The sequence below is a fragment of the Bradyrhizobium sp. SUTN9-2 genome (assembly GCF_003122645.1).
Classification (GTDB): domain Bacteria; phylum Pseudomonadota; class Alphaproteobacteria; order Rhizobiales; family Xanthobacteraceae; genus Bradyrhizobium; species Bradyrhizobium yuanmingense.
In genome coordinates this window covers 3,419,268-3,437,917 of record NZ_LAXE01000001.1, presented here as the reverse complement: position 1 = coordinate 3,437,917, position 18,650 = coordinate 3,419,268, and the positions used below count along the sequence as shown (strand labels likewise).

Genomic DNA, 18,650 nt, shown 5'->3' with positions numbered 1-18,650 from the left:
CTTCTCCTCGAATTCATTCAAGAATGGCGCCGGTTTGAACCGGGCAAGCCCGGCAACTTCCACAGGCGACCACCCGCGAGGTATCTCATGAAATCACTGAAGCTCATCGGTCTGGCATTCGGCGCATCGCTCGCGCTATCGAGCGCGGCATTCGCGCAGGATGTCACCGTCGCAGTCGCAGGCCCGATGACCGGCGGCGAGTCCGCCTTCGGCCGCCAGATGAAGAACGGCGCCGAGATGGCCGTCGCCGACATCAACGCCGCCGGTGGCGTCAACGGCAAGAAGCTCGCGCTCAACGCCGAGGACGACGCCTGCGATCCGAAACAGGCCCGCTCGATCGCGGAAAAGATCGCCGGCGCCAAGATCCCGTTCGTCGCCGGCCATTTCTGCTCGTCGTCTTCGATCCCGGCCTCTGAAGCCTATGCGGACGGCAACGTCCTGCAAATCACCCCGGCTTCGACCAACCCGCTCTTCACCGAGCGCAAGCTGTGGAACGTGGCGCGAGTCTGCGGCCGCGACGACCAGCAGGGCCTGATCGCCGCGCAGTACATCGCCAAGAACTACAAGGGCAAGAACATCGCGATCCTCAACGACAAGACCACTTACGGCAAGGGTCTTGCCGACGAGACCAAGAAGGCGCTCAACAAGGCCGGCATCACCGAGAAGATGTACGAATCCTACAACAAGGGCGACAAGGACTTCAACGCGATCGTCTCGCGCCTGAAGAAGGACAATGTCGAGCTCGTCTATGTCGGCGGTTACCATCAGGAAGCCGGCCTCATCCTCCGCCAGATGCGCGATCAGGGCATGAAGACGGTGCTGATGTCGGGCGACGCGCTCGCCGACAAGGAGTACGCCTCCATCACCGGTCCCGCCGGCGAAGGCACGCTGTTCACCTTCGGTCCCGACCCGCGCAACAAGCCGACCGCGAAGAAGATCGTCGAGGCGTTCAAGGCCAAGGGCATCGATCCGGAAGGCTATACGCTCTATACCTACGCTGCGCTGCAGGTCTGGACTCAGGCGGTCAAGAAGGCCGGCACCACCGACGCCAAGAAGGTCATGGAGACCATCAAGGCCGGCAAGTGGGACACGGTGCTCGGCCCGATCGAAATTGACGCCAAGGGCGACCTCAAGCAGATCGACTATGTCGTCTACAAGTGGGACGCCAAGGGCAATTACGCCGAGCTCGGCGCCAAGGGCTCTTGATCGAGAATGCTCTTCGGGGATCCCGATCAGCGATCCCCCGAAAGCTCCCGCCATCGCTACCACGCCCCGGCTTGCCGGGGCGTTCTTTTGCCGGTCAGACCGCGGCCGAAATCTCGCCGCCGGCCGCGGCCTGGGCCTTCCGTAGGGCCTGCAGCAGATCGTTCGGCCGAAACGGCTTTTGCAGGCCGACCACGTTGGCGAGGTGGGGCGATTGGTCCATGAAATCGAGTGCCGTCATCCCGGATACCGCAATCACCGGCAGCGCCGGCGCGCGTTCGCGCAAGGCGGTGATGACGTCGACGCCGCTGGTATCACCGAGGAAGATGTCCACAATCGCCGCGTCAAAGCGGCTTTCCGCAAAGGCCTTCAGCCCCGCCGCGCCGCTTTCGGCCTCCACGACCTCGAAATGGTTGACCCGAAGCACGATCGCCACCATCGCGCGGACGTCCTTCTGGTCGTCGATGATGAGAACGCGGGGCATGGGCAAACTCCCGATCTCGAAATCAAAATCGCCTGTTTCAAGCCTGGAACCGGCCGCAGCGGCAGGGCATTATGACACCGCCCAGTAAAGTGCCCCTTACCAATCCCTGTTCCGTGCTCTCACCGAAATTAGGTAAGCTGTAACCCTCGGTTGAGTCGTAAACCGGTTCCGTGACCACCTGCGCCCAGAACCCGCTACGATGAACGGACTGCCGGCGAATGAGACTAGCGGAGATGCTCAAGCCCATCGACTCGCGCGAAATGGACGTGCCTGCGCCGATCGACCGAAGCACATTTCTGTCGACCCTGCCGGCCACGTCGGCCGACCGCACTGCAGCATTGACGATTGTCGGTGTGTCCTCGCTCCTGTTCGCCGCAGCCGTGCCCTTCGCCGGTACCCCGCTCCTGCCGGTGCCAGCCTTCGTCGCCAGCTATCAATCCGCGCTGGCCGTGAGCGACATCGTCACGGCAGTGCTGCTGCTGTCGCAATTTGCGATCCTGCGCACCCGCGCGCTGCTGTGGCTCGCCAGCGGCTATCTCTTCACCGCCGCGGCGGCGCTGGTTCATGCCCTCACCTTCCCAGGGCTGTTCACCCCGACCGGACTCCTGGGCGCGGGCCGACAGACCACGGTGTGGCTCTACATGATCTGGCACGCCGGCTTTCCGCTCTGCGTGATGGCATATGCCTGGCTGAAGGAGAAAGACGGTGGGCCCCGGATCCGCGGCGCGGTAAGCACCGCGATTTATGCCTGCGGGCTCGGCGTCGTCGCCGCGATGGCGGTCTTCGCCTGGATCGTCACCGCGCAGCACGATCTGTTGCCGGTCCTGTTGAGCGAGGGCCGCTACACGGCGACCATGATCGGCGTCGTGTCCTTCGTGTGGTCGCTGAGCTTTGCCGCGCTGGTCTCGCTCTGGTTCCGCAGGCCACATACGGTAATCGACATCTGGCTCATGGTGGTCATGTGCGCCTGGCTGTTCGACATCGCCCTGTCGGCGATCGTCAACGTCGCGCGCTTCGATCTCGGATTCTATGCCGGCCGGCTCTACGGCCTCGCCGCGGCGACCTTCGTGCTCGCGGTGCTTCTGATCGAGAATGTCCGCCTCCAGGCGCATACAGTGGGCCTCGTCGGAAAGCTGCGCCAGCAATCGGCCTCGCAACGCGACTACTTCGGCAAGCGCCTCGCGCTGTACGGCGCCGTGGTCGAATCCTCCAATGACGCGATCATCACCAAGTCGCTCGACGGCATCATCACCAGCTGGAACAAGGCCGCCGAAAACCTATTCGGCTACTCCGCCGCCGAGGCCGTCGGCAAGCCGATCGACATCATCGTGCCGCCGGATCGCAAGGGCGAGATCAGAAGCACCCTCAACCAGATCGCCAGCAATGAATCGATCGCCCAGCACGAGACGGTCCGAATCCGCAAAGACGGCCGCCCGCTCGACGTCGTCCTGAACGTCTCGCCGCTGCGGACCGACGATGGAGAGATCATCGGCGCTTCCAAGATCGCCCACGACATCACGGAAGAAAAGCAGGCTAGAGAGAAGCTGCGCCGCGAGACCGAGGAACGCCAGCGGATTTTCGAGACATCGCAGGACCTGATCCTGGTCACCGACGGCTACGGCAATTTCGTCCAGGTCAGCCCGAGCGTGCAGAACATTCTCGGCTACAGCCCCGAGGACATGGTCGGGCACAGCGCGATCGAGTTCATCCATCCCGACGATCTCGAGAAGACGCGGAGCGAGATGCGCGCGGCCCGTCGCGGCGCGGTCAAGCGCAGCTTCGAGGCGCGCTACTACCATTACGACGGTCACGAGGTCACGCTGAACTGGATGGGCACCTGGTCCGAGCCGGTGAAACGCCACTTCTTCATCGGCCGCGACCTCACCGACAAGCAGGCCGCCGAAGCCCAGCTCCGACAGGTCCAAAAAATGGACTCGATCGGCCAATTGACCGGCGGCGTCGCCCACGACTTCAACAACGTGCTGACCGTGATCACGGGCACGATCGGCATTCTCAGCGACGCGGTCGCCGACCGGCCCGATCTTGCCGCGATCACCAAGCTGATCGACGACGCCGCCGAGCGCGGCGCGCAGCTGACCAAGCACCTGCTCGCCTTCGCCCGCAAGCAGCCGCTGCAGCCGCGCGAGATCGACGTCAACGCACTGGCGCTCGAAGCCGCCAAGCTCTTGCATCCGACGCTCGGCGAGCAGATCACCATCATGCCGCAGCTCACCGAGGATGCCTGGCCGACACTGGTCGACCCGGGCCAGCTCTCCACCGCGATCCTCAATCTCGCGCTGAACGCGCGCGACGCCATGCCCGAGGGCGGCACCCTGGTGCTGGAGACCCGCAACATCTTCCTCGACGACGGCTATGCCAGCATGAACCCCGACGTCGTTGCCGGCAATTACGTGATGATCGCGGTCAGCGACACCGGCACCGGAATTCCTGCCGAGCTGATCGACCGGGTGTTCGATCCCTTCTTCACGACCAAGGAGGTTGGCAAGGGCACTGGCCTCGGCCTCAGCATGGTGTTCGGCTTCGTCAAGCAATCGGGCGGGCACATCAAGATCTACAGTGAGGAAGGCCACGGCACGAGCGTGAAGATCTACCTGCCGCGCTCGACCGGTGTGCAGGAGACCGAGTTCGAATCGCTCCAGAATGCGCCAATCACCGGCGGTAACGAGAAGATCCTGATCGTCGAGGACGATGCCTTGGTGCGGCAGTATGTCGTGACGCAGGTCAAGAGCCTCGGCTATACCGCGCTCGAGGCCGCCAACGGCGCCGAGGCGCTCAATATCATCGACAGCGACGAGACCATCGACCTGCTGTTCACCGACATCATCATGCCCGGCAACATGAATGGCCGCCAGCTGGCCGACGAAGCCCACAAGCGCCGCCCCGACCTGAAGACGCTGTTCACCTCGGGCTACACCGAGAACGCCATCGTCCATCACGGCCGGCTCGATTCCGGCGTGCTGCTGCTGGCCAAGCCCTACCGCAAGTCCGAGCTCGCCAAGATGCTGAGGACCGCGCTCGCCGGTTGAGCCTGCGGCATTGCTGCGCTATCGCAGATCGTGAATTCTCAAACACGAGGCCGCCTTGAAGAACCTTCTCACCGATATCGCCGGCGTCCGGGTCGGCCACGCCGAAGATCCGAAAGTCGGTTCCGGTGCGACCGCGATCATCTTCGATTCTCCTGCGATCGCCGCGATCGACGTGCGCGGCGGCGGCCCCGGCACGCGCGAGGATGCACTGCTCGATCTCGCCAACGCGGTCGAGCGCGTCGACGCCATCGCGCTGTCGGGCGGCTCGGCCTTCGGCCTCGACACCGGCGGCGGCGTGCAGGCCTGGCTCGCCGAGCAGGGCCGCGGCCACCGGGTTCGCGAAGCGCTGATCCCGATCGTGCCGGGGGCGATCCTGTTCGACCTGCTCAATGGCGGCGACAAGGCCTGGGGACGCTTCTCGCCGTATCGCGACCTCGGCTATGCCGCGGCGACTGCCGCCACCAGCGCGGATTTCGCGCTTGGCAGCGCCGGCGCCGGCTTCGGCGCCACCACCGCGACGTTCAAGGGCGGGCTCGGCTCGGCATCGGCCGTGACGCCGAGCGGAATCAAGGTCGCGGCGATCGTCGCCGTCAACGCCGTGGGCAGCGTCACCGTCGGCAATGGCCCATGGTTCTGGGCGGCGCCGTTCGAGGTGGACGGCGAATTCGGTGGGCGCGGCCTGCCGGACAAGTTCACCGAGGACATGCTCCGCATGCGCATCAAGGGCGGTCCTGCCGCGAGCGCGCGCGAGAACACCACCATCGGCGCCGTCGTGACCAACGCGGTGCTGACCAAGCCCCAGGCCAAGCGGCTGGCGATGATCGCGCATACCGGCTTCGCCCGCGCGATCTATCCGGTGCATGCGCCGACCGACGGCGACGTGCTGTTCGCCGCCGCCACGTGCGAAAAGCCGATCGAGCCGCTGGTTGGCCTCACCGAGCTCGGCACGATCGCCGCCAACGTGGTCGCCCGCGCGATCGCCCGCGGCGTCTACAGCGCGACGGCCCTACCGTTTCCGGGCGCGCAGGCGGCTTGGAAGGACCGGTTCGGCTAGACGAGAAACGAAACCGTCACCCAAGCGTTATCCGGCGGACAAGGTGTGCGGCCATGCCCTCTTCCGTCATCCGCTTCTTTCGCTATTCGCCAGAGAAACGCGAGCTGAAGGTGACGTTCGTCAGCGGGCGCCTCTATGTTTATGCGGATGTTCCGCCCGAGGTCGCTGCCGCGTTCGGGGATTCGCGCTCGAAGGGAACGTTCTTCAATCGGGAGATCCGCGACCGCTATGCTTGTCGTGACATCACGCACGAACTTGCCGGGTAACTTCGGGACGCGCTCACACGCTGATCGACATCGATGAAGCTGCTGATCCCGCAGTGGCCTGCGCCTGGCGCTGCATCATCTGCCCGAACCAATCATAAGGCGAATTGCCGCCACCTTTCGCATTCGACGAGCTGGCGGCGCCCGGCACCGTGGTCGACATCTTGAAGCCGTCGGCATAGGTGACGGTGGTGGTGGTCGAGCCGTCGGCATTGGTCGTCGTGGTCGACGTCGAGCCGCGGCTGGATTGCGACGAGGAATCCGAGCCATCGCCCGCGCCTTCCGCGTGATCACGGCCGTGACCGCCCCTCAGCGCCTTCGTCATCTCGCCGAGATTGACGCTGCCATCCGCATTCGCGTCCATCTTCGAGAACACGTCGTCGGCCTGGGCCAGGTTGGTGCCGCCCGCGCCGAGCGCGTCCTCGAACTCGGACTTGGTGATCTTGCCGTCGGCGTCAGCGTCGATCTGCGAGAACAGATCCTTCAGCGCAGCCTCCCGGCTCTTCGACGACGAGGATGTGCCGTTGGCCGACTGGCCCTGCGCCGCGAACAGCGCATTCATCGTCTCCGCCGAGATCTGCGGATATTTACCTGCATTGACCGATGAGGTCGCGCCGGTCGTGCTGCTGCCGCTGTCGATTGCGAACGGATTGGTCGGCGCGCTCTGCGAGGAGCCCGACTTGTGCGCCGCCGACGACGATTTCGCGTTCGTCAGCGACTGGATCGCGTCGAGCGCGCTCGATACCGCACCAAGGGCGAACAACATTGCACAACTCCAACAGGATGCGGCATGCCGCGACCAATGTTCTGCGGCTGAACTCAGCAAGCGCCGTGCCATCGCGAAAAGCTCAACGAATTCCGCATCCGTCGGGTCGTGCAGGCCGCGGGAACATCGGCAATTCATGCCGCCGGCGGCAGAAATTTCCGCCCACAGGAAGCGCGCCCCTCCTGCATTGCCCGCCACAAGAGCCCATGTTAGGCGAGGCCATTCGTCGTCCGTACGCCCCCGGGAAAACGCGCCATGACCCAAGCTTTCGCCCCCCGCCCCCTGGCCATCGCGCCCTCGATCCTGGCCTCGGATTTCTCGAAGCTCGGCGAGGAGGTGCGCAGCGTCGACGCCGCGGGCGCCGACTGGATCCATCTCGACGTGATGGACGGGCACTTCGTTCCGAACATCTCCTACGGCCCTGACGTCATCAGGGCGATGCGCCCGCACACCAAGAAGATCTTCGACGCGCATCTGATGATCTCGCCCTGCGATCCCTATCTCGAGGCCTTCGCGAAGGCCGGCTGCGACCACGTCACCGTGCACGCGGAGGCAGGTCCCCATTTGCACCGCTCGCTCCAGGCGATCCGCGCGCTCGGCAAGAAGGCCGGCGTCTCGCTCAATCCGGCGACGCCGATCAGCGCGCTCGAATACGTTCTCGACCTCGTCGACCTCGTGCTGGTGATGTCGGTCAATCCCGGCTTCGGCGGCCAGGCCTTCATCCCCTCCGCGATCGGCAAGATCCGGGACATCCGCGCGATGGTCGCGGGCCGCCCGATCGACATCGAGGTCGACGGCGGCGTCGGCCCCGATGTCGCGGGTGCGCTCGCCGCAGCCGGCGCCAACGCTTTCGTCGCGGGCACCTCGGTGTTCAAAGGCGGCACGCAGGAGGCCTACAAGACCAACATCGCCGCGATCCGCAACGCGGCACTTGGGGCACGCGGCGAGGCGATCTGAGACCATCGCTATCCGAACCGGAGCCGCGGCCGCTACGACCAAGTGGAATGGATAAACTCCGCGCCACTCCGTTTACTGCCGGCCTGCTTCGTCTTCTCGCCGAGTCCCTTCATGATGGAGAGCAAGTGGTCTGGCAGGGGCAGCCCGACGCCATCGCCAACGCGACAATGTGGCGATTTCTCTGGTGGATCGGATTTCCCTGGTTGTTGCTGACCGTCATCGCCGTCAGCAACGATTGGATCGACCAAGCGACCCAACCTCTGGCAATGATTGGAGTCGGGATGATTGCAGCTCCGTTCGTGATGCTGCTGCAAGACCTGCAGACGCTTTATGTGATCACCGACCGCCGCGCGCTGATCGTGCGCACGGCCTGGAGCAGACGCAGCGTGACCGCTACTTCGTTCGACGCCATGGATGAAGTGTTCGAAATCCTCGACATCGGCGGCGGCGTCGGCCACCTGAACTTTGCGTCAGGGCGCTCGACCCGTTCGCCCGATACCGACTACACCGGGCGCTATGGGTTTCGCTGTGTTCGAGACGCAAGGCGCATCCGGGATATCCTCGATCATGCGCGCACCGGCAAAGTACGTCGGTCGCACGCGGGAAGAACTGCGGCTTCCACGGGTTCTGCAAGGCGCAAAGCTTAAAATTGTAGCCTTGGTCCGTACTCATCCGGACTTCACTGATTCGCGCAAATCATTGCAAGTGATTCCTGCCTGTTTTCGCGGGAGCACATCATGACGACGACCCTGGTTTGGACTGGCGTGGCGTTGTGGATTGGTTTCAGTGCGTTTGTGGTGTTCGGTCCCTCGGCCGGACCGGTCGAGGCCCCGGCACGTCCGGCCCGCAACATCCGCCGCGACCGCACCAGAGGCTGACGTCATGCAGATCGCACTCGTGAGGCGTCAGCCGAAGCGCCGGTGCCGGATTCCACGGCGCCCGCATCCGAGCCTCGATTATTTCTTCGGCCGCCTCGAGCGCGCCGATGGCACGCTGGACGACGATGCCGGGCTCGACAATTCGGACCTCGACCGTTCGCTTGGCTCGCCGCGCCGACACTAAGACCTCTTTTCCGGACCGCCCATGAAACCGCATTGCCCGAACTGCCTGAAGGAAATGACCAAGGCGTCCGCGTCGCGTAACCTGTTCAATTGCGAGCCCTGCCGCGAGATCATCCAGTATTTCGGCGGCAGCGCCGATCACGGCGAGCCGGGACCGCAATTCGCCTGGCCGATCCGCCGCAAGCGCGCATTTGCCGTCCACGCGGCCTGATCCGGCCCGCAAATCGCCCCGGCCGGCCTAGCCTTCGCCAGCCTCCGGCCCGCCGCCGTCCCCCGCCAATCGCGGCGGCCGCACCACGGTGACGGTGCAGCTCGCCTCCGAGGCCACCTTGGCCGACACGCTGCCGAGCAGCATGCGCCGGAACGAGCTCTGTCGCGCGCCGATGATGACGTGGTCGACCTGGTTGGCCTTGGCAAACTCCAGGATCGCGGCGGCGGGATCGACCGCCTCCAGCACATGAGCCGACAGCCGGCTCTCGTCCAGCTTGAGCGGCGTTGCCCAATGCCTGAGCGCGACCAGACGATCGATATGCTTGTTGGAGCCCTGCTCGTCCAACGTCCGATCGATCGCAATCCGGTTCAGCTTGAGCACGTTGACGCAGGCAAGCCGCGCCGAGGGCAAAGTGGCGAGGATGCGCTCGGTGGTCACGCGCAGCGCCTCGTTCAGCTCCGGAGCGCCCTCCGCCGTGTCGAGCGCAACGGCGAGAATCGGGCTCGATGCGATCTGGGCTGCGACATCCGATTTCGCGCGCGGCACCATTGCGCCCTGGTTGAAGCGCCGGCGCCAGACGATGCCGAGGGAATCGCGCTTCACCCGCTCCGAGCGCGCGGTGAGCTTGACCTGGTCCGGATAAGCGAGATCGAAGGCAAGCTGGGCCGCGGTCGGATAGCGCCACACCGGCTCGATCTCCAGACAGCGCAACACCACCTCCTGAAGCCAGGGCGGATAATCCGCACGAAGCTTCCGCGGCGGATGCGGATCGCGCCACAGCCGGCGCCGCATCGCCCGCAGCGTCTCGCCCTCGCCGAACGGCCGCTCGCCGGTGGTGAAGAAATAGAGCAGCACGCCGAGCGAAAACACATCGCTGCGCGGATCGTCGCGCACCCCGAGCAGCCGCTCGGGTGCCATATAGGGCGCGGTGCCGTAAGGCAGGCGGAATTCCTCCTGCAACAGGTCCGGCAGGTGGTTGTGATGCGACAGGCCGTAGTCGATCAGCACCGCTTCGCCGCTCTCGCGGAACATGATGCTGCTCGGCTTGATGTCGTGGTGGATCACGTTCTGCCGGTGCAGATCCGCAAGCGCCGTGGCGATCCTGGCGACGAGCTGCCGCGCCTCGTCATAGGGCAGCGGCAGGTCGGGGAGCCGCTTGTACAGCGTGGCACCTGGAATGCGCTCGATCACGACATAGGCTTGGCGGGCGAAATCACCGGTGCCGAAGCAGGCCGGCACGTGCGGCCCCGCCAGCCGCGGCAGGATCATCATCTCCATCTCGAAGGAAACGATCGCGGCGGCGTCTTCGCCCTCCGACACCCGCGGGATCTTCATCAGCGAGGGCACGTCGATGCCGGGATGGGTGACGGTCCACAGCGTCGCCATGCCGCCGGCATGAACGCATTCGCCGATCGTAAAACCGTCGATCTCCGCGCCTGACTTGACCAGGGGTTTCGGCATCCGTCAGCGCCCCTGCAACAAGCGGTCGGCAAGCCAAGGCGGCAGGCCGTTGTCGCGGATCCTGCTCGCTGCGGTCTCGACGTCATAGGGCGCGCGGCAATAGGTGATCTGGCACGACTCGGTGTCGAACAGCACGAAGGCCGCCGACGGATCGCCGTCGCGGGGCTGGCCGACCGAGCCGAGCACGGCGAGCCATTGCCGTCCGCGCAGGAGCTGCACGGGGACGTCGGTCTTCGGCACGAAGCTCGTCATCTTCGCCGTCACCGACATCGAATAGAGCGCCGGCCTGTGGATGTGGCCGCAAAAGGTGACGTGGGCCCGTGTCGCAATCAGGCTCTTGGCGGCGTCCACGGTCGAGCGGACATAGTGCCAGCGCTGGGGATGCGAGGCTTCCGCATGCACGAACAGGCGGCCATCGTCCTCCACCTGCATCGGCAATTCGGCCAGAAACCGCCGCTGCGCCGTGTCGAGGCGGCCGCGGGTCCATTCGATCGCGATCTGCGCCTCGGCGTTCATCGTCTCGGCCGTGGAATTGATCGCCTGGTCATGATTGCCGCGCACCGCGACGGCGCCCTGCGCGACCAGCTCCATCGCGGTGTCCACCACCCATTCCGGATCGGCGCCATAGCCGACGAAGTCGCCGAGCAGGACGATGCTCTCCGCGCCCTTCGCACGCGCGATCTTCAGGCAGGCCTCGAACGCCTGCCTGTTGCCATGGATATCCGAGAAGACAGCGAGAAGCACGTACCCTCCACCCTCAGATTCTTATTCGGGGCCGATGAGGCCAAATTGAGGGAGGTCAACAGGATGCGCCAGCACTGGGCCGTTTGCCAGCGCTGCTCTACGATGATGGTGATGGGCCTATTGCTCGTCCTTCGGCGGCATCCGGGGCGGCGGAATCGGCGTGAACACCGCGTCCTGGGCACCGGCCGGCGGCGCAGTGAACTCGCCGGTCGAGGAATCGCCGCCGCTGGTCTCCAGGATGGTCTTCGGCGTCACATATTCTCGAACCAGGTCGATCAGGCTGCCGTCGCCGCCGCCGAAATCCGCCGCGCGCCCTCCTTGCGGATGTCCGGCCGCGATCTCGTTCTCGGCGGCGTGGGTCTTGTCGGCCAGCCGGTCATTGTACGGCACACGAAAAGCGCGCGGGATGCCGCTCGGGCGATTGTCCTCGTCCAGCGCCTCGACCCAGAGATAGATCGAGCCGGGATCGCCCTCAAGCGAATGCGGCTCGACGATGCGGGCCTTCAGCAGCTTGAAGGTGGTCGGCAGCCGCTCCGTGCTGGCCCAACCGAGCAGGCCGCGCATTTCGGTGAAGCTGACGATGTAGAAGGTGCTGGTCACGACCACGGCGACCGCCTTCAGGGACCAGTGCAGCCGCGCATAGACCAGAACGACCAGCAGCAGCGCGCCGATGACGGCATACGCGATCGACAGCGTCAGGATGACCGTTTGCAGGTTACTCACGGCGTACCCTCGTAGCGTTCCTGCTCACACCGGTCCTGGCATCGAGATCGCCGCCGTTGCGCCAGCTGCTGCGGAACGTCTCCAACAGCGATTTCGGCCGCTGATCGACATCGACGACCTTGCCTTCCGCATCGATCCGGAATCGGACCGCGGTCTTCTCGTCGCCGGTGTGGTCGAGCGTGAACTTGTTGTCGAAGATCACCTGCGCGGTCGGATTGAGCTTCTGCACCTTCACACTGGCCGTCACAGGCTCGCCCGTGGTGGCGACGAAATGCGAGACGTTCACGACGTACTCGCCGGCGAGGATGCCACGCACGGTGACGATCTCCTCGCGGATCGGCGAGGCGATCTTCTTGCCGTTGACGATGATGAAATTGTTGGCCCCGCCGCGGTCGTCGCGGTCGAGCGTGAGGAAGCCGGCCTCGCGGTGGCGATACCAGGCGATGTTGCCGGCGGGATCCTGCACGAACAGGTCGAGATCGTCGGGGTGGTTGTCCGGCCAGTCCAGCGTGATCATGAACTCCGCCTTGGAATCGATCTTGCCGTCCTTGGCGTCGGGGGAGACCGCCAGCAGCGCCAGGAAGAACAGGAAGGCGATCACCTGGAGCGCCTTGAACAGCATCACGCCCAGCGGGTCGAACGGCTCCTCGCGCGGATAGAGACCGAAATCATCCATCATGACGGCGTTCCCGAACCCTTGCGCTCCAGCACCGGCGTCACATAGGTCTCGGTCAGCACCACCGCGTCCGAGAACACCCGCTGGGTCGCGGCGTCGAGCATGTAGTACTGGATGCGGATCAGGATCGAGCCGACAAGGCCGGCCAGCGTCGTGTACATCGCGATCGCCATGCCGTCGCTCATCAAGCCCATCGAGGAGCGCATCGCGACCTTGTCGGCGGCGTCCAGCCCCGCGATCGGCGCCAGCATGATGATGAAGCCGATGATGGTGCCGAGCAGACCGAGCTTCATCAGCGTATCGGAGACGAAGGCGCCGAACCCGTTGGAGCCGCGCAAGCGATCGGCGAGATTACGTAGCAGCAGCGTCTGGTCGACCGGCCGGTAGTCCTGCGCCGCGGCCTTGGTCACCAGGCTTTCGATGTGGTCGCGCACCAGACCGCGCGGCAGCGCCACGGCGCTCGCATCGAGCGCCTTGCTGCCGCCCGCTGCCGACAGCACCGCGCGGCAGCGCCGCGTCGCCGCCCCTTCCCGCGCGATGGCCCGGGTCCGCAGGAAGCAGTGGCCGCAGGTGAGGACGTAGAGCGCCGCGATCACCGCTGAAATGTAGGTGCGATCCGAGGTCAGCATCAGGTGAATCAGGCCGAAGCGCCACAGCAGCACGACAGCGAAGATCGACAGCCCGGTGAAGATCATCCAGAACAGCAGCGCGCTGCGCTCGGATGGATCGGCAGCCTGGCTTGCGATTGGTCCAATCGTTATCGAACTCATGCTGCACCGCTCCTGGCTTGCAGGCGCCGGCCTGCAACGTGTCCTCACCGATTAGATCAAAGCCGCCGTTTCAGGTCCAAAGACCCATGCCCAATCCGGCTTGGGAAATTTGCCCGAGCTGCAATCCCTAGCGTTCTGCGATTGGCAAGGCACGGCGGCGTTGTTAGGCTGACCTTAGCAAACGTCGGGGGTGATCGCATGCGCCTCGTGCTTCAGCTTGTAGCTCGCCTGCTTCTAATCGTAGCTCTGTGCCTGGGAGCCGCGACCGTATGGGCCACGTTCGATGCCTATCGCAGCGTCGATCGGGCGACGGCGGCGTCGGCGCAGCGGGTCGCGCAGGCGCTTCAGGCGCTGTATTGGCGCGAGCTGTTGTTGCGCAGCAGCAGGGCGCGCGAGCATCTCCTGCCGGTTCCGGAGTGGCGCACGCTGGAGACGATGAAGCTGATCTCGCCCGGCGTCTGCGTCGAGTTCCAGCCCGCGGCGGCCTTCGAGAAGCCGCTCTGCGGCCAGAGCGAGGGGCTGGGCAAGACGCCGCCGCGCTGGTTCGCCGCCATCGTGCCGAGCTTCCTCGGCAGCCACGCCGAGGTGGTGCGGCCCGTCAGTCCCCGCGCCGCAGCCGCCGGCGCCGTCGTTGCGACGCCCCATGCGGCCGCCGCGATCGCGCTCGCCTGGGACTACGTCCTCAACGTCATCGACGTCGCGCTGCTGATGGCGGCGGCGATCGCCCTGCTTGCTTCGCTCGCCATCGCGCACGCGCTGGCGCCGGCGCGCGCGATCGTCACCGCGCTTCAGCGCATGGCGCGCGGCCAATATCGCACCAGGCTGCCGCGCTTCCGCTCGATGGAGCTGGCGATGATCGGCAGCGCCGTCGGCGAGCTCGGCGGCCGGCTGGAGGAAGCGACCGAGCAGCGCGCCGCGCTGACGCGCCGCCTGATCGAGATCCGCGACGACGAGCGCCGCGCGCTCGCCCGCGAGCTGCACGACGAGTTCGGGCAGAATCTGTCCGCCATTCTCGCCTTCGCCAACACGATCGAGACGGCGAGTACGAAGCAGCACAAGGATGATGGGATCGCGCAAGACGCGCGCATGATCTCGCAGGCGACGCACCATCTGATGGCCTCGCTGCGCGACGCGCTGAACCGGCTGCGCAATCCGCTGCCGGAGGAGCTCGGGCTCGAGGCGAGCCTGGTCAATCTCGTCGACAGCTGGCGCTCGCACAGCGCCGCGCGGCCGGCGATCCAGCTCGATCTCAGGGGCGACCTCACCGACATCAGCGGCCCGGCCGCCACCACCGCCTATCGGGTCGCACAGGAATGCCTGACCAACGCGCTGCGCCACAGTGCAGCGCGCGAGATCTCGCTCCGCGTCGAGCGGCGCGCCGGCGAGGACGATGCGCTGCTGATCCGCGTCGAGGACGACGGCGGCGGCGATGCGGAGCGAGTCGCGCAATCGGCCGGCTTCGGCCTCACCGGAATCCGCGAGCGCGTCACGGCCGCCGGCGGATCGCTGTCGATCCTGCCCGCGAACCGCGGCCTCAGCATCGCCGCCACCATTCCGCTCGCTGCATGAGGCCGGAATGAACGAGGTGGCGGCAACAGGCATCTCCGTGCTGCTGGTCGACGACCATCCGATCGTGCGGCAAGGCTATCGGCGCGTGCTGGAGAGCCAGGGCGATTTGCATGTCGTGGCGGAAGCCGACAACGCCGCCGACGCCTACGGCGCGTTCAAGGCGCATGACCCCGACGTGGTGGTGCTCGACATTTCGATGCCCGGCGCGAGCGGGCTGGAGGCGATCCGCAACATCCGCGCCCGCAGCCCGCGGGCGCGCATTCTCGTCTTCACCATGCACAATGAGGCCGTGCTGGTGAAGGCGGCCTTCGGCGCTGGCGCCTCCGGCTTCGTCACCAAAAGCAGCGAGCCGTCCGCGGTCGTGAACGCCATTCGCAGCGTCGCCCGCGGCGAGCGCGCCATGAGCGATGACATCGCGCATGTGCTGGCGGAGGACAGCCTGTCCCCGACCGGCTCGGTGCTGGACCAGCTGGGCGAGCGCGAGATCGAGATCTTGCGCCAGTTCGCCGGCGGCGCCACCACCGAAGAGATCGCGGCGCATCTCAATCTCAGCGTCAAGACCGTGCAGAACTATCACTACCTGATCAAGTCGAAGACCGGCGCGCGCACCGATGCGCAGCTGGTGCGGCTCGCCGCGACCTGCGGGCTGACGAGGATCTAGCAGCCAGGCTGCCGCACTACCCGATCCCTCGACGCTCCTCAATCTGCTGGCGAAATAGGAACGGTTCCGATCCGGCGCCGGTTGGTACGGCAGAGAAGGAGTAAAGGGTCATGAGTAAGGGTCACCACAAAGCAGTCGACCATCCCCCAATCATCACGGTAGGCGAGCTCATCGACGAACTTTGCCGCCTGCCCGACACGGCCGTCGTCCACTTTCGCTGCCCGATGTTCGATCAGGAGCTGACATTCTACCGGCTTCGAAAGCGGTCGAAGGACGCCGTCGAAATCGCAGTCAACGCCTATCCGGATAGTCCGCCGGTGGTGCCGTCGTCCGACCCGGCGCTCAACGCGCGAAGGCACTCGCCGTCGCTGCGCGACGGCGCCCTTCTTCACAAGGCAAGAGGCTGATCGGCGGCACGCGGCTCAGTCCTTGCGGCCTCAGGCCGCCTTCAACCCGCGCAGCAGCAGCGCCAGCGTCGCATCGACGCGCGCGGAGAGATCGGCGTCCTTCCACTCGTCGGCATGGGCGGGATGGTGGAAGCGGACGGTCGCATCGAAGATCGCGCGCGCGGTCGCCTTGACGTCGCCTACGGCAAATTCGCCCTTCCTGACGCCATCGGTCAGGATCGCCGCGATCTGGTCGATCATGGTGTCCTTGTGACACTTGACCGCCGCACAGGCCTCGCGTGCCAAGGTCAGATAGGTCTCGAACATCTCGGGGTCGTCGAGGACGCGCGAACGCTTGGCGGCAAACAGCGTCCGCAGCCAGCGGTCGAGCCGCACGGGAGCCGGCCCTTTCTCCTCCGCGATCGCGCGGAGCGGCGCGTCGATGCGGTCCAGCCAGCGCTTGGCAACGGCCTCGCGGAGCGAGGCCTTGCTGGGGAAATGACGGTAGACGCTGCCGTGGCTCACATCGAGCGCACGGGCAACGTCGACCACGGTGGCCTTGGCAAGTCCGTAACGCCTGAGCACGTCCTCGGTGACTTCGAGGATCCGCTCCGGCGTCAAGACAACGGCTTCATTCATGCCAGCACCATGTTCCCATTCAGGGCTCAGTTTACTCCGACAGTAGGGCTGCTTCCGAAGCGCCCTGGCCGGTCGTTTCGGAAAGCCTATGCCTTAATGCGGCAGTTTTGCAGCCTGCGCCGCGATCTGGCGCGCCACCAGCAAATTGAGCCAATGCCCAATCACGCCGGTGAAATTGAGGATTTCGGTCGTCATTGTCTAAGTCTCCATTCGTCCGCGGTCCCCGCTCTTCAATCCGCCCTCCGATCCGAGCGTGGCTCGGATGTCGGGCTCCCCGGGGCTTGTCGCGGGACGCCCAATCGGAGCGTCCGAGAACGGATATACACGTCTCGCTGACAGATTTCAATATCTGTCAGTCAATGATCCGTGATTGACAGTTAATATCTGCGGCCGAGCGCCGCCATCCCGGCCGGCCGGTCCGGTGGAAAGGTCGGCGATGCCCTTCTTCCGGGGCCCAGACCGTTTGTTTCGCCCTGCCTGCTCTGTTACATCACGGCGTAAAAAGCATTTTGGCCGGCGCCGCCGTTCTCGGGACCGCCCGCCCACCTTCCTGGAGCCGCCCCATGATCCCCCGCTACACCCGCCCGGAAATGGCCTCGATCTGGGAGCCGCAGACCCGGTTCAAGATCTGGTTCGAGATCGAGGCGCATGCGGCGGACGCCCTCGCCGAGCTCGGGACCATCCCCAAGGAGGCCGCCCGGACGGTCTGGGCCAAGGCCAAGGACGCCATCTTCGACGTCGCCCGCATCGACGAGATCGAGCGCGAGACCAAGCACGACGTCATCGCCTTCCTCACCCACCTCGCCGAGATCGTCGGCCCCGAGGCGCGCTTCGTGCACCAGGGCATGACCTCCTCCGACGTGCTCGATACCTGCCTCAACGTCCAGCTCACCCGCGCCGCCGACCTGCTGCTCGCCGACCTCGACAAGGTGCTGGCCGCGCTGAAGAAGCGCGCCTTCGAGCACAAGATGACGCCGACCATCGGCCGCAGCCACGGCATCCATGCCGAGCCCGTGACCTTCGGCCTCAAGCTCGCTTATGCCTATGCCGAATTCACGCGTGCCAAGGAACGTCTGATCGCGGCGCGCAAGGAGGTCGCGACCTGCGCGATCTCCGGAGCCGTCGGCACCTTCGCGCAGATCGATCCGCGAGTCGAAGAGCATGTCGCCAAGGCCATGGGACTCGTGCCGGAGCCGATCTCGACCCAGGTGATCCCGCGCGACCGTCACGCGATGTATTTCTCGACCCTCGGCGTGATCGCCTCCTCGATCGAGCGCATCGCCGTGGAGATCCGCCACATGCAGCGCACCGAGGTGCTGGAGGCCGAAGAGTTCTTCTCGGAGGGACAAAAGGGCTCCTCCGCCATGCCGCACAAGCGTAACCCGGTGCTGTCGGAGAACCTCACCGGCCTCTCCCGCATGGTGCGCGCCTATGTGACGCCGGCACTGGAGAACGTCGTGCTCTGGCACGAGCGCGACATCTCGCACTCCTCGGCCGAACGCATGATGGGCCCGGACGCCACCGTGACGCTCGACTTCGCGCTGGTGCGCCTCGCCGGCCTGATCGACAAGCTGCTGGTCTATCCCGCCAACATGCAAAAGAACCTCGACCGCCTCGGCGGCCTCGTGCATTCGCAGCGCGTGCTGCTGGCGCTGACGCAGAAGGGCGCCAGCCGCGAGGACGCCTACAAGCTCGTGCAGCGCAACGCCATGCCGGTCTGGCGCGGCGAAGGCGACTTCCTTCAGCTGCTGAAGAAGGACAGTGAGGTGAAGACATATCTCACCGACGCCGAGATCGAGGAGCAGTTCGACCTCGGCTATCACCTCAAGCACGTCGACACGATCTTCAGGCGCGTGTTCGGGGAAGCGTAGGATCGTAGGGTGGGTTAGCCTTGCGGCCTCCGCGAAGCGCAGTCCGCTGGGCGTAACCCACCTCTTTCGCTCCCACGGAAACCGTGGTGGGTTAGCCCCGTGGA

Annotated in this window: 21 protein-coding genes; 13 read left to right on the top strand and 8 right to left on the bottom strand. The window is 65.5% G+C overall.

Going from position 1 to position 18,650, the window contains the following annotated elements; translation table 11 throughout:
- Positions 1-87: 87 nt before the first annotated feature.
- Positions 88-1,206, top strand: coding sequence for a branched-chain amino acid ABC transporter substrate-binding protein (locus XF30_RS15770; RefSeq protein ID WP_036012868.1), 1,119 nt, complete (start codon positions 88-90; stop codon positions 1,204-1,206).
- A gap of 94 nt (positions 1,207-1,300) precedes the next feature.
- On the opposite strand, the gene XF30_RS15765 is transcribed toward XF30_RS15770, so the two are convergent.
- Complete coding sequence (locus tag XF30_RS15765) at positions 1,301-1,687, bottom strand: response regulator (protein WP_109143252.1); 387 nt, start codon at positions 1,685-1,687, stop codon at positions 1,301-1,303.
- Positions 1,688-1,920: 233 nt separating this feature from the next.
- Here XF30_RS15765 and XF30_RS15760 point away from each other — a divergent pair, with 233 nt between their 5' ends.
- The 3 genes from XF30_RS15760 to XF30_RS15750 are packed head-to-tail and all read left to right on the top strand — an operon-like array spanning position 1,921 to position 6,054.
- Entirely contained in the window at positions 1,921-4,734 is a 2,814-nt protein-coding gene (locus XF30_RS15760; protein ID WP_036043571.1) for a PAS domain S-box protein, read from the top strand.
- Positions 4,735-4,789: 55 nt separating this feature from the next.
- Positions 4,790-5,788: a P1 family peptidase gene (locus tag XF30_RS15755; RefSeq protein ID WP_109143251.1), complete on the top strand. Its 999-nt coding sequence runs from the start codon at positions 4,790-4,792 to the stop codon at positions 5,786-5,788.
- A 53-nt stretch (positions 5,789-5,841) separates the two neighbouring features.
- Positions 5,842-6,054 (top strand): KTSC domain-containing protein, encoded by a 213-nt coding sequence (locus XF30_RS15750; RefSeq protein WP_109143250.1) that lies wholly within the window; start codon positions 5,842-5,844, stop codon positions 6,052-6,054.
- A gap of 13 nt (positions 6,055-6,067) precedes the next feature.
- On the opposite strand, the gene XF30_RS15745 is transcribed toward XF30_RS15750, so the two are convergent.
- On the bottom strand, positions 6,068-6,817 hold the full coding sequence (locus XF30_RS15745) for an EF-hand domain-containing protein (RefSeq protein WP_109143249.1): 750 nt from the start codon (positions 6,815-6,817) through the stop codon (positions 6,068-6,070).
- Positions 6,818-7,072: 255 nt separating this feature from the next.
- On the opposite strand from XF30_RS15745, the gene rpe reads away from it, so the two are divergent.
- The 5 genes from rpe to XF30_RS15725 all read left to right on the top strand — a co-directional run bounded on the left by rpe (position 7,073) and on the right by XF30_RS15725 (position 9,046).
- A complete protein-coding gene (gene rpe / locus XF30_RS15740) occupies positions 7,073-7,774 on the top strand; it encodes a ribulose-phosphate 3-epimerase (RefSeq protein WP_109143248.1) in 702 nt (233 codons plus the stop codon).
- Positions 7,775-7,821: 47 nt separating this feature from the next.
- Positions 7,822-8,421, top strand: coding sequence for a hypothetical protein (locus XF30_RS15735; protein WP_109143247.1), 600 nt, complete (start codon positions 7,822-7,824; stop codon positions 8,419-8,421).
- 90 nt (positions 8,422-8,511) lie between these two features.
- Positions 8,512-8,652, top strand: a complete 141-nt coding sequence (locus XF30_RS38510) for a hypothetical protein (protein WP_167361692.1) — start codon at positions 8,512-8,514, stop codon at positions 8,650-8,652.
- Between the two features lie 4 nt (positions 8,653-8,656).
- On the top strand, positions 8,657-8,836 hold the full coding sequence (locus XF30_RS15730) for a hypothetical protein (RefSeq protein ID WP_036012879.1): 180 nt from the start codon (positions 8,657-8,659) through the stop codon (positions 8,834-8,836).
- A 21-nt stretch (positions 8,837-8,857) separates the two neighbouring features.
- Positions 8,858-9,046, top strand: coding sequence for a hypothetical protein (locus XF30_RS15725; RefSeq protein ID WP_109143246.1), 189 nt, complete (start codon positions 8,858-8,860; stop codon positions 9,044-9,046).
- Positions 9,047-9,073: 27 nt separating this feature from the next.
- Here XF30_RS15725 and XF30_RS15720 read toward each other — a convergent pair whose 3' ends face one another.
- From XF30_RS15720 to XF30_RS15700, 5 genes are all read right to left on the bottom strand, one after another.
- Positions 9,074-10,507, bottom strand: a complete 1,434-nt coding sequence (locus XF30_RS15720) for a bifunctional serine/threonine-protein kinase/universal stress protein (protein ID WP_109143245.1) — start codon at positions 10,505-10,507, stop codon at positions 9,074-9,076.
- A gap of 3 nt (positions 10,508-10,510) precedes the next feature.
- Complete coding sequence (locus XF30_RS15715) at positions 10,511-11,251, bottom strand: metallophosphoesterase family protein (protein WP_109143244.1); 741 nt, start codon at positions 11,249-11,251, stop codon at positions 10,511-10,513.
- A 117-nt stretch (positions 11,252-11,368) separates the two neighbouring features.
- Complete coding sequence (locus tag XF30_RS15710) at positions 11,369-11,974, bottom strand: hypothetical protein (protein ID WP_109143243.1); 606 nt, start codon at positions 11,972-11,974, stop codon at positions 11,369-11,371.
- A complete protein-coding gene (locus XF30_RS15705) occupies positions 11,967-12,653 on the bottom strand; it encodes a DUF2135 domain-containing protein (protein ID WP_036043556.1) in 687 nt (228 codons plus the stop codon). Before XF30_RS15705 ends, XF30_RS15710 begins: the two co-directional genes overlap by 8 nt.
- Positions 12,650-13,420, bottom strand: coding sequence for a MotA/TolQ/ExbB proton channel family protein (locus tag XF30_RS15700; protein ID WP_036027818.1), 771 nt, complete (start codon positions 13,418-13,420; stop codon positions 12,650-12,652). The genes XF30_RS15705 and XF30_RS15700 overlap by 4 nt, the downstream gene beginning before the upstream one ends.
- 198 nt (positions 13,421-13,618) lie before the next feature.
- Here XF30_RS15700 and XF30_RS15695 point away from each other — a divergent pair, with 198 nt between their 5' ends.
- The 3 genes from XF30_RS15695 (at position 13,619) to XF30_RS15685 (ending at position 16,057) form a co-directional block, all read left to right on the top strand.
- Positions 13,619-14,989, top strand: a complete 1,371-nt coding sequence (locus tag XF30_RS15695) for a sensor histidine kinase (RefSeq protein WP_036012890.1) — start codon at positions 13,619-13,621, stop codon at positions 14,987-14,989.
- Between the two features lie 7 nt (positions 14,990-14,996).
- Entirely contained in the window at positions 14,997-15,650 is a 654-nt protein-coding gene (locus XF30_RS15690) for a response regulator (RefSeq protein WP_036027820.1), read from the top strand.
- A 110-nt stretch (positions 15,651-15,760) separates the two neighbouring features.
- Positions 15,761-16,057: a hypothetical protein gene (locus XF30_RS15685; protein WP_109143242.1), complete on the top strand. Its 297-nt coding sequence runs from the start codon at positions 15,761-15,763 to the stop codon at positions 16,055-16,057.
- 30 nt (positions 16,058-16,087) lie between these two features.
- Here XF30_RS15685 and XF30_RS15680 read toward each other — a convergent pair whose 3' ends face one another.
- On the bottom strand, positions 16,088-16,675 hold the full coding sequence (locus XF30_RS15680) for a TetR/AcrR family transcriptional regulator (RefSeq protein ID WP_192893159.1): 588 nt from the start codon (positions 16,673-16,675) through the stop codon (positions 16,088-16,090).
- A gap of 563 nt (positions 16,676-17,238) precedes the next feature.
- Between XF30_RS15680 and purB the strand changes: the two genes are divergently transcribed.
- On the top strand, positions 17,239-18,546 hold the full coding sequence (gene purB, locus XF30_RS15675; RefSeq protein ID WP_109143240.1) for an adenylosuccinate lyase: 1,308 nt from the start codon (positions 17,239-17,241) through the stop codon (positions 18,544-18,546).
- Positions 18,547-18,650 lie beyond the last annotated feature (104 nt).

What these genes read in the sequence shown, in the direction of transcription:
- XF30_RS15770 (WP_036012868.1), top strand. Translation starts at nt 88, where the DNA reads ATGAAATCACTGAAGCTCATCGGTCTGGCATTCGGCGCATCGCTCGCG.
- XF30_RS15765 (WP_109143252.1), bottom strand. Translation starts at nt 1,687, where the DNA reads ATGCCCCGCGTTCTCATCATCGACGACCAGAAGGACGTCCGCGCGATG.
- XF30_RS15760 (WP_036043571.1), top strand. Translation starts at nt 1,921, where the DNA reads ATGCTCAAGCCCATCGACTCGCGCGAAATGGACGTGCCTGCGCCGATC.
- XF30_RS15750 (WP_109143250.1), top strand. Translation starts at nt 5,842, where the DNA reads ATGCCCTCTTCCGTCATCCGCTTCTTTCGCTATTCGCCAGAGAAACGC.
- XF30_RS15745 (WP_109143249.1), bottom strand. Translation starts at nt 6,817, where the DNA reads ATGTTGTTCGCCCTTGGTGCGGTATCGAGCGCGCTCGACGCGATCCAG.
- rpe (WP_109143248.1), top strand. Translation starts at nt 7,073, where the DNA reads ATGACCCAAGCTTTCGCCCCCCGCCCCCTGGCCATCGCGCCCTCGATC.
- XF30_RS15735 (WP_109143247.1), top strand. Translation starts at nt 7,822, where the DNA reads ATGGATAAACTCCGCGCCACTCCGTTTACTGCCGGCCTGCTTCGTCTT.
- XF30_RS38510 (WP_167361692.1), top strand. Translation starts at nt 8,512, where the DNA reads ATGACGACGACCCTGGTTTGGACTGGCGTGGCGTTGTGGATTGGTTTC.
- XF30_RS15730 (WP_036012879.1), top strand. Translation starts at nt 8,657, where the DNA reads ATGCAGATCGCACTCGTGAGGCGTCAGCCGAAGCGCCGGTGCCGGATT.
- XF30_RS15725 (WP_109143246.1), top strand. Translation starts at nt 8,858, where the DNA reads ATGAAACCGCATTGCCCGAACTGCCTGAAGGAAATGACCAAGGCGTCC.
- XF30_RS15720 (WP_109143245.1), bottom strand. Translation starts at nt 10,507, where the DNA reads ATGCCGAAACCCCTGGTCAAGTCAGGCGCGGAGATCGACGGTTTTACG.
- XF30_RS15705 (WP_036043556.1), bottom strand. Translation starts at nt 12,653, where the DNA reads ATGATGGATGATTTCGGTCTCTATCCGCGCGAGGAGCCGTTCGACCCG.
- XF30_RS15700 (WP_036027818.1), bottom strand. Translation starts at nt 13,420, where the DNA reads ATGAGTTCGATAACGATTGGACCAATCGCAAGCCAGGCTGCCGATCCA.
- XF30_RS15695 (WP_036012890.1), top strand. Translation starts at nt 13,619, where the DNA reads ATGCGCCTCGTGCTTCAGCTTGTAGCTCGCCTGCTTCTAATCGTAGCT.
- XF30_RS15690 (WP_036027820.1), top strand. Translation starts at nt 14,997, where the DNA reads ATGAACGAGGTGGCGGCAACAGGCATCTCCGTGCTGCTGGTCGACGAC.
- XF30_RS15685 (WP_109143242.1), top strand. Translation starts at nt 15,761, where the DNA reads ATGAGTAAGGGTCACCACAAAGCAGTCGACCATCCCCCAATCATCACG.
- XF30_RS15680 (WP_192893159.1), bottom strand. Translation starts at nt 16,675, where the DNA reads ATGAATGAAGCCGTTGTCTTGACGCCGGAGCGGATCCTCGAAGTCACC.
- purB (WP_109143240.1), top strand. Translation starts at nt 17,239, where the DNA reads ATGATCCCCCGCTACACCCGCCCGGAAATGGCCTCGATCTGGGAGCCG.